This is a genomic window from Novosphingobium sp. CCH12-A3, assembly GCF_001556015.1.
Lineage (GTDB): Bacteria > Pseudomonadota > Alphaproteobacteria > Sphingomonadales > Sphingomonadaceae > Novosphingobium > Novosphingobium subterraneum.
The window spans coordinates 1-13,436 of the sequence record NZ_LSIA01000268.1 but is presented as its reverse complement, the minus strand read 5'-3'; the positions used below and the strand labels follow the sequence as shown (position 1 = coordinate 13,436).

The following is a 13,436-nucleotide window of genomic DNA, read 5'->3' as shown; positions in this document are numbered from 1 at the left end:
TTGACCGCCGTCAGTGGTCATGATTGAAAGCGTACAAGGGTCGAGCCCTGCAGTTTCAACGGGTTCAGAACAGAAGCAACACTGACCGCTCTTCAAGATCGTTCCTTTAGTAAACAGCCACCAGCCGCTTCAGCATCGCGGCCACATCGGGATGGGCGGCGAAGCCCAGGTGGGTGCAACGCATTGGAATTGCCAGGTCTCGCTCACCCTTGCGCCCGCAGGCGGAGCGGTGGGATACGATGCCGTCGCGGGGGCTCCACAGGGCGACAGTCGGCACCGGCGGCTTGGTTGCCATGTCGCGGCCGATGGGCGGTTCGTCCACCGAATGGCCCGCAATCAACTGGTAGGCGCGCCAGGCATTGTTGGCGCGGCGGTCTCCGGAAAAGGGCGTGCCCATGGTGACGACCAGCCGCACCGCTTCGGGGTGGGCCTTGGCCACCTCGCGCGCGAACAGGCCGCCGAGGCTCCAGCCGACCAGCACCAGCGGCTCGCCTTCCTTGCGCGCCATGGCGACGACACGTTCGCACAGCCGTTCGAAGCGGTCCTCGGTCGGGCCGAAGTTGAAGCCCAGGCCCCAGTCGCTGACGCGGTGCCCTGCGGCTTCAAGCGCAAGGCGCAGCGGCTTCATCCGCACCGGATGGGTGCCGAAGCCGGGCAGCAGCATCACAGCGCGCGATTCGCCGGCAGGTTCATCTTGCACAGGCATCTGCCGCGAGGCCTGCCAATGCTCTATCGGCGTGCGCAACTCACCCAGAAACGCCTGCCACTTCGGTCCACGCACATCCACAGGGCGCGACTGCAAGGCAAGACTTCCGCGCCGCGCGATCTCCTCGCGCAGCAGCGAAAGGCGGGCAGTCGCCTGCCCGAGTCCCGCCGCCCCTTGCTGAAGATTGAAGATCATTGCCATTGCCTGCCCGCTATCGACCGAACCGGCGATGAACGCCAGCATTTGGCAATTGTTTCAAATTCGCGTCAAGAATTGACAAGCGAGCGCGATATCAACCCTCGATGACGCGGCTCTGGGGATGGTGCTTGTCGAGATGCTTGCGCAGAATCCGGAGATTGCGCGAGTTCGAGCGGAAGAACAGGTCGAAGGCGTCGCCCACCAGCGGCACGGCGCCGAGTGCAGTGTCGAACGCAACATTCGCGCCCATGCGCCACAGCTTCCATTTCGGCAGGCCAAGGTTGCGCGCTTCCCACACAATGTAGGCGCCCATCGCGGCGGTCAGCACATCGCCAAGAACGGGGACAAGACCGGCAATCGCATCAAGGCCCACATCGCGCCGGATGCCGGGGATGGTGAAGCTACGCTCCAGCACACGCTCCAGCATTTCGACGCGCTGCCGTACCGAAGCGGCATCCGAGCCCAGCCCCGGAATTTCCGGGCGCAGCGGTTGCGGGCGGGTGGCAGAAGCATTGTTATCCATGCCCCTTATCTGGGAAGCCATGCCATCGGCGGCAAGGGATGCCAGCCCCAGGGATTCGCCGCGAAGCCCGATGTGCCGCTGCGGACCATCGACCAGCGCAAGGGCCGGGCGATAGGGATGAAACCGTTGGCCGCAGTGATTTCCGCCTCGGCCTCGGCCAGCAATGCGGCACGGGCTGCCGGATCGATCGATTTGCGGGCTTCGGCCACGCGCTCGTCTCCTACCGGACTGCACACCGCCTTCTGCACCGTGCATGACAACTGATTGAGAAACCACGTCGCACGGCCATATCGCGCGGCGATGTCAACGAGGCGAAGGTCCGCACGGTCACGCTCGCCCACGCGCCGGATCGACAGGCCGATGCGGGCAAAATCGCTTTGCAGCTGATCGAAGACCCGTCCTGAACCAGGTCCCGCCGGCATGGCTATATTCAGCGTCGGGATGGCCTTGCCCGCGCCTTTCCAGGCCGCAACGCGGGCGGCGGCCTGATCCTGGCGTTGCTCAACCGACATGCCCTGCCATCGTTCGCCAATCGTGCCGAGATCATCCTCGACATCGGGCGAAACGACGCGGGTGGTGCCTTGCCAGCCGCCGATATTGAAGCGGCCGATCACTGCTTCCCGGTCGATCGCCATGGCCAGCGCCTCTCGATTGGCGGACGCGCCGAGAAAACCCTGGGTGCTATCGACCATCAGGCCAAACAGGCCGATGACCGGATCAAGCTGGACGTTGCCCCGCGTGAGCCCGATCGAGCCGGCCAGGGGCAGCGTATCGATCCGCCCACCGAGCAGGACATCGGCGTAACCGTCGTTGAAAAGAGCCACAGCCTTGTCGGGCGAGGCGAAAGTCAGTGCAAGCTTGCGCGCGCGCCGCGCGAAATCGGGCTGCTTGGGCAAGCCGCGCTGTTCGGGCGGAATGAGCGTGAAGATGCTGGCACCTTCCTCATCCTGTCCCTTCGCCATGGGCCCGGTGCCCTTGCCCTGCCACAGCAGCGCCATTTCAGGCTGGGCCAGCAATATCAGCAATTCTGGAACTGGAGCTGACAGGTCTATCTCGATCACGCGATCGGCCATCACGCGCACTTCGTCGATCGCGGCCAGATCGAGCCCCAGGGCCCTGCCCTTCAACCCGGCAATCGTCTTGCGCAGGGCAGCGGCGGCAGCATCGGCGGTAATGCGCTTGCCATCGGGCCAGGTGCCGTCGCGCAGGCGGAAAATGTAGCTTTGCCCGTTGTCGGTAACGATCCAGCGGTCGGCCAGCGCGGGCACAACGCGGCCTTGCTCATCGAAGCTGACAAGGCCTTCGTGGGTGGCGGAGCGCAGGAGTTGCGCGGCAGGCGAAAGGCGCTGGCCAGACTCCTTGAGCGCGGAGGAATTGCCCATCACGGCAATTTCGAGGGTGCCTTCACGCGATTGGCCGCAAGCGCCGAGCGCAAGGGCCAAGGCAGTCATAACGGCATGGCGCGGGATCATGGCGCCAGCCTAAGCCAGCAGCGCGCCAGCGTCCAGAAGGTCAGATCTTGCGCAATGGCCCCGTCTGCGTGGCGATCGGGACCTTCACGAAACGCGGTGTCGAAGGCCCGTTGCCGACAGGAGCGCGAGCGAGCTTGGGATCGACCTCCTCGACGAAGGCAATGCCGAAACGGTTATCCTGAATCCAGGCAACAACCCCTTCGACCCAGCCGATGTTTCGCAAGTTTACCTGAACCGGAGTTCCCCGCATCACCTTCATCTCGCCTTCGGCCATCATGCCGCCTGCGGAAAGGTTGCGAACCTTTACGCGGTGCTCGGCCTCGCTCCCAGAAAGGCGCACTTCGGCCATCAGGAAAAGGCTGTCGCGCCCCAGTTGCCGATGGTCGATGTCTGTCACCAAAGGTCCTGTCTTCCTTCGAGGAAACCCACGCATGCCAACCCATGTGGGCCCGCACGCACCGAACTTCCGATAATTCGTAGAACTTTCCTAAACGTCGAGGGTAAACAAGAGGTTGCTGCCGCTCTTTGTTAACCTGAATGTCATGGTCCCGGACACGGTGTGGCCGGGACGCATGCCTTACATATCGCGGGAAATTTTTTCCCTGCGTTCATGCGCTTCCTGCGCTTCGACTGTCATCGTCGCGATCGGGCGGGCGATGAGGCGACCGAGGCCGATGGGCTCACCGGTCACTTCGCAGTAACCATATTCGCCTTCATCAATCCGGCGCATGGCGGAATCAATCTTGGCGATGAGCTTGCGCTGGCGATCACGGGTGCGCAGTTCAATGCCCCAGTCGGTCTCGCTCGAGGCGCGGTCGTTGAGGTCGGGTTCGCGGATCGGTCCGTCCTGCAGCGCGGTCAGCGTGCCAGCCGCAGCGGAGAGGATCGACTTCTTCCATTCCATCAGCAGGCGGCGAAACCAATCCTGCTGGGCTTCATTCATGTAGGGTTCGTCGTCATTGGGAACATAATCGCTCGGCATCGCACGACGCGCTTTTGCCAGAACGTCAATCTCGTCACTCAAGACCCCAGCCATTCGGCCCTCCGCATAACAAGCTATCCGCCCCTCCCGGCCTGCATCATTCCCTTGTCAGGCGTGCAAGCTCTTGTCTTCGCGCGCCTATAGGATTGGCCCGTGACGCACACAAGCACTTAGGCGGCCATGATGCATTAATGACGACTTAAGCGTGAGAAGACGCACAGGGTTTTCCCAATCTGTTTCATCCGAAAGCTGATTTGTTTCAGCATTAACCATTTGTTGACCAAGATCGTTGACCTTCGTCCTGTCGGAAGACCGGGGGTTCGGCCTTCCTTTCAGGGGGTAGAGGTTATGGGACAGACCTGGATAAAGCTGATTACCAACGAAGGGACACCGATCAGTGAATCGCGCGATGTTGCCGACATGCTGGTGGCAACTTGCCTTGCTGCCGCCGCCGCAGGCGACACGAGCGCGCTGTTCGATCTGGGCGTTGCCTATTCGACCGGCAGTCACGGCGTGGACTGCGACCTGATCGAGGCACACAAGTGGTTCAACCTTGCAGCCGTCGGCGGTCATGACGAAGCTGCCCAATGCCGGGCAGACGTGGCCGACGAGATGACCGCGCGCGAGATTGCCGAAGCGCAGCGCCGAGCACGTGAATGGCTGCGGGCAGGACGCGCGGCGGCTTGAACTGCCAATTCATCCCTTCCTGAACGGGGTCCGCTTTCCAAGATACATCTGGTCTTGCGCGATGCCTGCGCGTTCACGTTCGAGGAAATCGGCGACCGCGCTGCGGAAGTTTGGATCGGCGATGTAATGGGCTGACCAGGTGCGGACGGGTTCGTAACCCCTTGCAAGCTTGTGGCCCCCTTGGGCGCCTGCTTCCACCCGCGACAGGCCGAGCGCGATGGCAGCATCGATTGCTTGATAATAGCAGAGTTCGAAGTGGAGGAAGGGCTTCTCCACCACTGCGCCCCAGTAACGGCCGTAGAGCGCGTCCCTGCCAATGAAGTTGAGCGCGCCCGCCACGGGTTCGTCGCTATCGAAGGCGAGGACGAGGAGGACCTTGTCAGCCATGCGTTTGCCGATCAGGTCGAAGGCGGCACGGGTCAGATAGGGGCGGCCCCATTTGCGCATCCCCGTATCCTGATAGAACACCCAGAACGCGTCCCAGTGTTGGGGGCGGATGGCATCGCCGGTCAGCTGGCGGATCTTGACGCCGTCCTGCGCCTTGGCCCGCTCCTTGCGCAGGTTCTTGCGCTTTTCGGAACTCAGCGCGCCGAGGAAATCGGCGAAGCTCTCGTAGCCACGGTTCTCCCAGTGGAACTGGATGTCCGAGCGGGGGAGCCAGCCGGCCTGTTCGAAGAGCGGCAACTGACCCGGCTCGATGAAGGTGGCGTGGGCTGAGGACAGGCCGTTGCTGTTACAGAGCTGTTCAGCGGCGCGCAGGAGCGGGATTGCGAGTTCCGGGCGATCTCCGAGCAGCAGGCGGGGGCCGGTGGCGGGAGTGAACGGAGCGCTGATCTGCAGCTTGGGGTAATAGTTGCCCCCTGCCCTGGCCCAAGCGTCCGCCCACGAATGGTCGAACACGTACTCGCCCTGGCTGTGGCTCTTGAGGTAGGCGGGCAGTGCTGCGGCGGGCTTGCCACCTTCGCCCTCGATCACGATGGGCAGTGGTGACCAGCCGGAGCGGCCGCCGACCGATCCAGAATCCTCAAGCAGTTTCAGGAAAGCGTGGGAAACGAAGGGGTTGCCGTCACCTGCCAGCCGGTCCCAGTCCTCGGCGGCGATTTCCGAGACGGACTTGTGGATGCGTGCGGTGTAGGTCACCCGGCGGTCATGCCCCGACGCCTGCGCCCTCGGCAATAGGTCCATCGGCACAGTCTGCCGCACGTGCGGCGAGCTCGGCGGAGCGGACGGTCCATGTCAGGACCGGGAAGCCGCGCTTGCGATGGGCGGCGGCAAACTTGCTCGGCAGATCGCGCACGTCCCATGCAAGAAACTGGGGGCGAGCCCGCCAGAAGGCAAAGTGCAGTTTGAGCGTGGCGAGGAGCGTGCGCTTGCCCTCCTCGGTCACGACAAGGCCGTGGACCACGTGCGGCGAATGGCGACCGAACCAGCGGCACACGCGCGGGTCGAAGCTCATGACGGCAACGGGCCCGCGATAGCCTTCAAGCCCACGGCGCACGGCCAGGCACAATGGCGCGACCCGGATTTCCCGCTTCGACTTGAGTTCGATCAGCAGCGGCGCGCGACCGGCGACAGAATCGAGGAAGGTGCGCAGGGTGGGGATGCAGTCGCTGCTGCCGGTCAGCTGGATCTTGGCCAGCGCATTGGCGCGGCGTTCGATCACCAGACCGGTTTCGGCGGTTAGGCGATCGAGCTCCCAATCGTGGAAGACCACTGCCTGACCATCAGCGGTGCGCTGGACATCGCATTCGATGCCCATGCCCCGCTCGATGGCAAGGGCGAACGCGCTGGGCGAGTTTTCGGGAACGCCGGCCCCGTGCAAGCCGCGATGGGCGTAGCTTACGCCTCGCAGCCAGCCGACCCGCGCCTGATCCGGCGCGGGGACCAGAAAGCGGTCAAGCAGGGCGAACAGCAAGGACAGCATCGACTTCCACCGCAGCGCCCAAGGGCAGGACAGGCACGCCGACCGCGCTGCGGGCGTGCTTGCCAGCGTCGCCGAAAGCCGCAGCCATCAGCTCGGACGCGCCATTGGCGACCTTCGGCTGATCGGTGAAGTCTGCGGTCGAGCTGATGAACGCACCAAGCTTGACCACGCGCTCCACGCGATCGAGCGAGCCCAATGCCGCCTTGACCTGGGCGAGGATCATCAACCCGCAAGCCTGGGCGGCGGCGGTGCCATCCTCAAGGCTGACGTTCTCGCCGAGGCGGCCAGTCACCAGCTTGCCATCGATGAAGGGAAGCTGGCCCGAGACGTGGAGCAGCCCGTTCGCCTCGACCGTCGGCACATAGGCGGCAACAGGCGCGGCGGCCTGCGGCAGCGTGTGCCCGAGGGCGGCCAGCTTTGCTTCAACGGAATCGGTCACGCGTCTTCTCCATGTATTTGCGCCATGATCCAGGGCAGTGCCGCTTCCCAGTCATCGATCCGGGCGTGGGCGTGGCCGGCCTTGTGGGCGCAGTCGATATGGGGGCTGAGCAGCGGTTCGCCGCACAAGTGCAGGCGGATTACCTCGGGAGTCAGTTGCGAAACCGAATCGTGGTGCTGCGGCAGGTCGTCAATGAACAGGGCGCGCGAGGGATTGTACTCGTCGAGGATCGCCTTGAGCGCCGGGCCTTTCGGCCCCTGGTTGGTGAAGACGCGAGCGTTGATGCCGACATCGGCCAGCTGGCGCGCGCGCATGTCACGGCGGTGATCGTTGAGATTGGTCAGGATCACCACGTCGGCATCCTGCCCGACCGCGTTGATCCCGGCGACGGCACCGGCAATGGCCTGCTGGCGATACATCTCGGTATCGAAGAACTTGTTGAGCAGGTTCCAGATTTCCTGTGGCGGCACCAGCTCGCCATCCTTGGCGTAGCGCATCGCCTTGGAGAAATCGGCGCTGTCCATCTTGAAGCTGACGCCTTGGCTTTCGTCCAGCCAATCACGGAACGGGGCGACCATGTGCAGCAGCACCTCGTCGCAATCGCTGACGATCAGGGGGCGGCTACTCATGACAATTCCTTCCGCGCGGCAATCAGGGTTTCGGGCGAGATGTCGAGCGCGAAAGCCGCGTTGACAAGGTCTGCCTCGTGATTGGCAAGAAAATCGAGAACGGCACCCAGCATGGAGGGATCGCCAAGGCCCGCGCGCAACTCGTCGGGTGTCAGGCCAGTGAGGCTGAGGAACCGCTCGGCGCGGTCACCATCGGACAGGACCCAGCCGAGAGCCTGCAGCGCAAGGGCAGCGGCATCGATGGGGGAGGAAGGCTCGCGGATGATTGTCAGGGCCTTTCGCGGGCAATAAGGGTGGCGCCGTCAGCTTTCGAAAACAGGCGTGTCAGTGGCAAAAAGAATTCTGGTTGTCGAGGACAACGACCTCAACCGCAAGCTGTTCTGCGACTTGCTGCGCGCCAAGGGTTTCGAGGTGGAACCGGTGGCCGACGGCCGCGAGGCGATCGAGAAGACGCGCCTGTTCATGCCGCATCTGGTGATCATGGACATCCAGCTGCCGAACCTCTCGGGCATTGACCTGATCGAGGCGATCAAGGCGGACGAGGAGCTGAAGGCGATTCCGATACTTGCCGTGACGGCCTATGCCGGCAAGGGCGACGAAGAGACTATCCGCGCGGCAGGCGCCGAGGGCTATCTTGCCAAGCCGGTGTCGATCGGGCCGTTCATGGTGGCGGTGAACGCCTTGGTTTGAGAGTTACATCGCCGCCGCAACGCTGCTCGCGTGTTCGATCACGAAGGTGACGACTGTCAGGCACAGGCCGGTCATGAAGCTCTTGTAGGCGTAGGCGAGGTATTTGTACTTCTTGCGCTGCAGGACCTGCCCGTTCTGGTAGATATCGTGGAGCATGGTGCGGAACACGGTTTCGTCGGCCCGCAATTCGGACAGGATTGAATCGGTCCACTCGCCCTCGTCCATATGGGTGAAGTAGCCGAAGAACAGCTTGTTGGGCTTGCCATCGTTCAGCTTTGCAGACTTGGGGTTGCTGACCGATGGCAGGACCGCGAACACCGCGCACATGGCCGAGATGAACGCAAACAGCGCCAGCACGCCCAGCGACCACGGCATTGCGCCGCTCTTCGCCTGCCCCACCGCGATGGTGAACACGAGGAACGTCGCGCCCATCAGGATCGAGGCCTTGGCATCGGCCATCTGGCTTAGCGTCAGGTTGATCTGCTGCGATGTGCGCACCAGGTGAATGGCGTGATTGGAGTATCCCGAGGGCGACGGCATCGATGGTGCGGCCAGCGGTTGCTCGGCCTGTTCCTCGACTTGTGCCATCATTCCCCCCTGCCGTTCTGTGCGCCGTTTCTGGCCGCCGTTCTGTGCGGTTATCCGTAATTCCGGGGATGACACAGAGGCAGCGTGCTTGACAAGCAGTGCCATTGGCCGCTTTTCGGCCTTAATCGTCTGGCAGGGGGCCTCTCCTGCTCCTTGGAGAAGAATTGATGGATCGCGCCGCAACCGCCGAAAAGATCGCCGAACTGATCGAACCCTTCAACAAGAAGGGCATCGCAATCACCGAAGCGACCACTTTTGCTGGCGATCTGGAATGGGATAGCCTGACCGTGATGGATTTCGTCGCGGCCATCGAGGATGACTTCGACATCATCATCAGCATGAACCAGCAGGCCGAGATCGAAACCTACGGCCAGTTGATCGATGCAGTGACGAAGCTGCAGGGATAAGCCAATGACCGATCTTTTCAGCAAGTTCGACCCACTGATCGAACAGCGCCGCGCGCTGCTGGCAGGTGGGGTGGAAGATCCGTTCAACCTCGTGATGGAGCGGGTGATCAGCCCGACCGTTGCGGTGTGCAACGGGCGCGAGACGATCCTGCTCGGCACCTACAACTACATGGGCATGACCTTCGACCCCGACGTGATCGCGGCGGGCAAGCAGGCCCTCGATGATTTCGGTTCGGGCACTACGGGCAGCCGCGTGCTGAACGGAACCTATGCCGGGCACAAGGCCTGCGAAGAAGCGCTCAAGGAGTTCTATGGCATGGATCATGCCATGGTGTTCTCCACCGGCTACCAGGCCAATCTCGGCATCATCAGCACGATCGCCGGCAAGGGTGACTACATCATCCTCGACATCGACAGCCACGCTTCCATCTGGGACGGCTGCAAGATGGGCGATGCCGAAGTGGTGCCGTTCAAGCACAACGACATCGAGGCCATGGAAAAGCGCCTGAAGCGCGTGCCGGAAGGTGCGGGCAAGCTGGTGGTGCTGGAAGGCGTCTACTCGATGCTGGGCGACATCGCCCCGCTCAAGGACATGATCCGCGTTGCCAAGGAACATGGCGCGATGGTGCTGGTGGACGAGGCGCACTCGATGGGCTTCATCGGCCCCAACGGGCGCGGCGTGGCCGAGGATCAAGGGTGTCTCGAGGACGTCGATTTCGTGATCGGCACGTTCTCGAAGTCGGTCGGCACCGTCGGCGGCTTCTGCGTTTCCAACCATCCCAAGTTCGAGATTATGCGGCTAGTGTGCCGTCCCTACGTGTTCACCGCCTCACTTCCGCCGAGCGTGGTGCACACGGCTGCAACGTCTATCCGCAAGCTTATGCACGCCGGAAACAAGCGGGCACACCTGTGGGAGAACTCGAAGACGCTGCACAAGGGCCTGCGCGACAAGGGCTTCCAGCTGGGCACCAGCGAAGCGCAGAGCGCGATCATTGCCGTGATCATGCCCGATCTCGAGCGGGGCGCGGCAATGTGGGAAGCGCTCCTGCACGAAGGGCTTTACGTGAACCTTGCCCGTCCCCCGGCAACGCCCGCAGGCATGACACTGCTGCGCTGTTCGCTTTGCGCCGAGCATTCTGCCGAGCAGGTCGGCAAGATCATCGGCATGTTCGAACGCGCCGGAAAGGCCGTGGGAATCATCTGATGCGGTTGGTTCTGGGAGCAGTTCTGGCTCTGGCAGCGCTTCCGGCACGGGCGCAGAACCGTCCTCCCGTTGCGCCCACGGTGACCCCGCCGGGCGACGGAATGATCGAGAAGCCCTGCCCCACCGACACGCGCGGGCTGTTCTTCGGCCATCCCTATGTGCGCCAGTACGACTGGGCGTGGCAATGCCGCTATGCCGAGGCTGACAAGCAGTTGGCACAGGCGCCGCGCGTGGTCTTCATCGGGGATTCGATCACCGAGAACTGGGTGGGCCTCGCACCGTCGCTGTTCGTCGCAGGAGCTGTCGGGCGGGGGATCAGCGGACAGACCAGCCCGCAGATACTGGTGCGGTTCTATCAGGATGTGGTCAGGCTGCGGCCCAAGGTCGTGCACATCATGATCGGTACCAACGACCTTGCGGGCAACACCGGACCGAACAGCCCCGAGATGTACACCAACCATATCGCGGCAATGGTTGATCTGGCCAAGGCGAACGGCATCGCCGTGGTGATCGGCAGCATTCTGCCAGCCGCCAAGTTCCCGTGGAAACCGGCGCTTTCGCCCGCAAGGCAGGTCGTTGCGCTGAATGCCTGGCTCAAGGACTATGCCAAGGCTCGTGGTGCGGTTTATGCCGATTACCACGCAGCGCTGGTCAACGCCGAGGGCGGGATCAATCCGGAGCTGGCACCCGATGGCATTCATCCGAACGCCAAAGGCTATGCGGTAATGGAGCCCATCGCCAAGGCGGCGATTGCCGAAGCCGAGAAGCAGGCAGCGAAGAAGCGTTAATCGGCGCCGTTGCGCTCAAGCCAGCGTGCGCGGATTGCGTCCGAGCCTTCACGGCTGCCATCGTGGCTCCAGCCCGGCTCGCGCACCAGGTACGAGAGCTTGTGCCGGAACGGCGCGTGCCAGAAATCGGCTAGCATTCCCCGCCATTCATGGAACGCGGCATGCAGCAGGTGGAAGCTGCCCAATTGCTTGACGATGCCGTAGCGGATCGCAAGATCGTCGCGCTCGCGCTGGAACGTTCCGAACAGGCGATCCCACACGATCAGCGCCCCGGCATAGTTGCGATCGAGGTAAATCGGGTTGGTGGCGTGATGAACGCGGTGGTGCGACGGCGTGTTGAACACCGCCTCGAACCAGCGTGGCATGCGCCCGACCGCCTCGGTGTGGATCCAGAACTGGTAAATCAGGTTGGCACCGCCGACGGTGACGATCATCGCCGGATGGAAGCCGAGAAACGCCGGCCAGATGCGGAAGATGAAAGACAGGGCGAAAAAGCCGGTCCAGGTCTGCCGCAGCGCGGTCGACAGGTTGTAGTGCTGGCTCGAATGGTGATTGACGTGGCTCGCCCAGAACCAGCGCACGCGGTGTCCGGTGCGGTGAGCCCAATAGTAGTTGAAGTCATCGAGCATGAAGCAGGCGATCCATGCCCACCACGCGGACGGCACCGTTGCCACACGGTGATCGTAAAGCCACATCGCCGCCGCAAAGACGACGCCAGCCGTCAGTGCCCCGGCAACGGTGCTGCCAAGGCCCAGCGCCAGGCTGGTCAGGGTATCGCGCGGTTCGTACTTTTCGGGGGCGCTGCGTGCGGCCCAGATCATCTCGGCGAGCACCATGATGACGAAGAACGGCACCGCATAGGTGACCACATCGATCGACTTCATGCGGCTGCTCCGAGGCGGCGGAGGCTGGCAGCCCAGACCTGCGCCTGATCGCCCAGGTCCAGTGTGACCGTGCCGAAGCGTCGGTCATCGGTGGCGATGGTAAGAAAGCGCCCATCGAGCCGCACCCCGGCGTGGCTGGTCAGCTGGCGTGTGGCGAAATGGCTGCCATGCTGGCGGATGAGCAGGACCCGGCCGAGCCCGTCGCGGGCAAGCGCACCGATGCCGGCGCGGTCGACGACGATGTCCTGAGCCTCGAAGCCGCAGATCGCATCCTCGGCCAAAGCGCGCGCTTCGTCGGCGCCGTGAATGCGGGGGTCGCCGCCGAGTTGCATGCGGCGCGCCAGCCATGCCAGCATGAGTATCGCCAGAAGCGACCCCAGCAATTGCAGAACCTTGGCCACGACCGGATTGCCCAGTGCGGTTTCGATCAGAGTGTTCACCCCCGCCCCCGGTGCGCGTTATCCGGCCTGCCCGGCGAGCATGTCGACTGTCGCCCGGATCGGCGAAATGTCATACCCGGCACCGGCCGCCCTAGCTGCAATCTCGTCAGGATCGAGGCCAGAGCGAGCCTGCGCGAGCGCCCAGAGCAGGGTCGAACGGGTGCCGGAGCGACAGTAGGCGAGCACGGGGGCGTCGCCCGCCTGAGCCAGCGCCGCCTGCATCGCCTCGACCTGCGGCATCGAGAAGCCGGCGTGGCTGACCGGAATCGCGACATAGGCGATTCCCGCATCGCGTGCGGCCGCTTCGATATCGGCGCCCGGAGTCTGATCGTCGGATTCACCTTCAGGACGGTTGTTGATGATCATGCCGATGCCCAGCGCCTTGGCATAGGCCACTTCGGCGAGGCCGATCTGCGGACTGGCATAAGTCTTGTCGTCGATCTTGCGAAACATCTGGTGGGTCCTGACAATCTGTTCGCCACGCTTCTGCCCAATGCTCATGCCCGGGGCAAGTACGGCGCTAGCCGCAGGCACGAGCATTGGGCAGATCGGCACAAATGCCACAGTTTTCGGGACGAATTGTGGCCGCCTTGTCGATTCCGTTAGCGGTCCTGCATTTTTGCTCTATAGTCTTGGCCGCAAAGGTAAGGTCCGGCCTCTTGAGTCCGGCACTGATTCCCTCGTCGCGCCGCCGGTTCCCGCGTCCGGCCTGCGGTGCCGTGAAGGTTGGGGCGGATTGAAGGTCTATTGATTTCTATGGGTTTTGACAGAGGGCGGCGCGGTCGCGGCAGAGACAAGCGCGACGGATTCGGCGACGAAGGCGGTTTTGATCCCTACGGCGGCGGCGGTGGCGGCTTTGGCGGCGGCGGTTATGG

Annotated in this window: 19 protein-coding genes; 5 read left to right on the top strand and 14 right to left on the bottom strand. The window is 63.3% G+C overall.

The features are described from left to right. Nucleotides 1-106 precede the first annotated feature (106 nt). From AX703_RS21520 to dksA, 5 genes are all read right to left on the bottom strand, one after another. Nucleotides 107-901, bottom strand: coding sequence for a triacylglycerol lipase (locus tag AX703_RS21520; protein WP_062347237.1), 795 nt, complete (start codon nt 899-901; stop codon nt 107-109). A gap of 97 nt (nt 902-998) precedes the next feature. Further along, entirely contained in the window at nt 999-1,427 is a 429-nt protein-coding gene (locus tag AX703_RS21515) for a DUF4112 domain-containing protein (protein ID WP_062347112.1), read from the bottom strand. 5 nt (nt 1,428-1,432) lie between these two features. Further along, nucleotides 1,433-2,899: an ABC transporter substrate-binding protein gene (locus AX703_RS21510; protein ID WP_062347110.1), complete on the bottom strand. Its 1,467-nt coding sequence runs from the start codon at nt 2,897-2,899 to the stop codon at nt 1,433-1,435. A 40-nt stretch (nt 2,900-2,939) separates the two neighbouring features. Next, on the bottom strand, nt 2,940-3,296 hold the full coding sequence (locus AX703_RS21505; protein WP_174544592.1) for a PilZ domain-containing protein: 357 nt from the start codon (nt 3,294-3,296) through the stop codon (nt 2,940-2,942). A 180-nt stretch (nt 3,297-3,476) separates the two neighbouring features. Next, entirely contained in the window at nt 3,477-3,935 is a 459-nt protein-coding gene (gene dksA, locus AX703_RS21500) for an RNA polymerase-binding protein DksA (RefSeq protein WP_039332497.1), read from the bottom strand. Between the two features lie 294 nt (nt 3,936-4,229). Here dksA and AX703_RS21495 point away from each other — a divergent pair, with 294 nt between their 5' ends. After that, nucleotides 4,230-4,568, top strand: a complete 339-nt coding sequence (locus AX703_RS21495; protein WP_062347108.1) for a sel1 repeat family protein — start codon at nt 4,230-4,232, stop codon at nt 4,566-4,568. A 9-nt stretch (nt 4,569-4,577) separates the two neighbouring features. Here the strand turns inward: AX703_RS21495 and AX703_RS21490 are convergent, their stop codons facing one another. Genes AX703_RS21490 through AX703_RS21470 form a run of 5 tightly spaced genes read right to left on the bottom strand, consistent with a single transcriptional unit; the run spans nt 4,578 to nt 7,760 of the window. After that, nucleotides 4,578-5,708, bottom strand: a complete 1,131-nt coding sequence (locus AX703_RS21490; protein ID WP_062347106.1) for a GNAT family N-acetyltransferase — start codon at nt 5,706-5,708, stop codon at nt 4,578-4,580. Between the two features lie 7 nt (nt 5,709-5,715). Further along, nucleotides 5,716-6,492 (bottom strand): glycerophosphodiester phosphodiesterase family protein, encoded by a 777-nt coding sequence (locus tag AX703_RS21485; protein WP_062347104.1) that lies wholly within the window; start codon nt 6,490-6,492, stop codon nt 5,716-5,718. After that, a complete protein-coding gene (locus tag AX703_RS21480) occupies nt 6,464-6,931 on the bottom strand; it encodes a RidA family protein (protein ID WP_062347102.1) in 468 nt (155 codons plus the stop codon). Before AX703_RS21480 ends, AX703_RS21485 begins: the two co-directional genes overlap by 29 nt. Then, nucleotides 6,928-7,560 carry a hypothetical protein gene (locus AX703_RS21475; protein WP_062347100.1) on the bottom strand — a complete coding sequence of 211 codons (633 nt, stop codon included), beginning with the start codon at nt 7,558-7,560 and terminating at the stop codon, nt 6,928-6,930. Before AX703_RS21475 ends, AX703_RS21480 begins: the two co-directional genes overlap by 4 nt. After that, a complete protein-coding gene (locus AX703_RS21470) occupies nt 7,557-7,760 on the bottom strand; it encodes a DUF3572 family protein (protein WP_369821050.1) in 204 nt (67 codons plus the stop codon). Before AX703_RS21470 ends, AX703_RS21475 begins: the two co-directional genes overlap by 4 nt. A 127-nt stretch (nt 7,761-7,887) precedes the next feature. Here AX703_RS21470 and AX703_RS21465 point away from each other — a divergent pair, with 127 nt between their 5' ends. Continuing rightward, nucleotides 7,888-8,250, top strand: a complete 363-nt coding sequence (locus AX703_RS21465) for a response regulator (protein ID WP_062347096.1) — start codon at nt 7,888-7,890, stop codon at nt 8,248-8,250. Between the two features lie 3 nt (nt 8,251-8,253). Here the strand turns inward: AX703_RS21465 and AX703_RS21460 are convergent, their stop codons facing one another. Then, complete coding sequence (locus AX703_RS21460; protein ID WP_062347094.1) at nt 8,254-8,838, bottom strand: Pycsar system effector family protein; 585 nt, start codon at nt 8,836-8,838, stop codon at nt 8,254-8,256. A gap of 167 nt (nt 8,839-9,005) precedes the next feature. Between AX703_RS21460 and AX703_RS21455 the strand changes: the two genes are divergently transcribed. Genes AX703_RS21455 through AX703_RS21445 form a run of 3 tightly spaced genes read left to right on the top strand, consistent with a single transcriptional unit; the run spans nt 9,006 to nt 11,237 of the window. After that, the gene (locus AX703_RS21455; protein WP_039332481.1) at nt 9,006-9,245 is read left to right on the top strand and encodes an acyl carrier protein; all 240 of its coding nucleotides are present in this window, start codon (nt 9,006-9,008) and stop codon (nt 9,243-9,245) included. A 4-nt stretch (nt 9,246-9,249) separates the two neighbouring features. Continuing rightward, nucleotides 9,250-10,449 carry an aminotransferase class I/II-fold pyridoxal phosphate-dependent enzyme gene (locus AX703_RS21450; RefSeq protein WP_062347092.1) on the top strand — a complete coding sequence of 400 codons (1,200 nt, stop codon included), beginning with the start codon at nt 9,250-9,252 and terminating at the stop codon, nt 10,447-10,449. Then, on the top strand, nt 10,449-11,237 hold the full coding sequence (locus tag AX703_RS21445) for an SGNH/GDSL hydrolase family protein (protein WP_062347090.1): 789 nt from the start codon (nt 10,449-10,451) through the stop codon (nt 11,235-11,237). The genes AX703_RS21450 and AX703_RS21445 overlap by 1 nt, the downstream gene beginning before the upstream one ends. On the opposite strand, the gene AX703_RS21440 is transcribed toward AX703_RS21445, so the two are convergent. Genes AX703_RS21440 through AX703_RS21430 form a run of 3 tightly spaced genes read right to left on the bottom strand, consistent with a single transcriptional unit; the run spans nt 11,234 to nt 13,014 of the window. Further along, nucleotides 11,234-12,121 (bottom strand): sterol desaturase family protein, encoded by an 888-nt coding sequence (locus tag AX703_RS21440; protein ID WP_062347088.1) that lies wholly within the window; start codon nt 12,119-12,121, stop codon nt 11,234-11,236. The two genes, AX703_RS21445 and AX703_RS21440, sit on opposite strands and share 4 nt — an antisense overlap. Next, nucleotides 12,118-12,561 (bottom strand): hypothetical protein, encoded by a 444-nt coding sequence (locus AX703_RS21435; protein ID WP_231735653.1) that lies wholly within the window; start codon nt 12,559-12,561, stop codon nt 12,118-12,120. The genes AX703_RS21440 and AX703_RS21435 overlap by 4 nt, the downstream gene beginning before the upstream one ends. A gap of 18 nt (nt 12,562-12,579) precedes the next feature. Continuing rightward, on the bottom strand, nt 12,580-13,014 hold the full coding sequence (locus tag AX703_RS21430) for a TIGR01244 family sulfur transferase (RefSeq protein WP_062347231.1): 435 nt from the start codon (nt 13,012-13,014) through the stop codon (nt 12,580-12,582). Nucleotides 13,015-13,436: the final 422 nt, after the last annotated feature.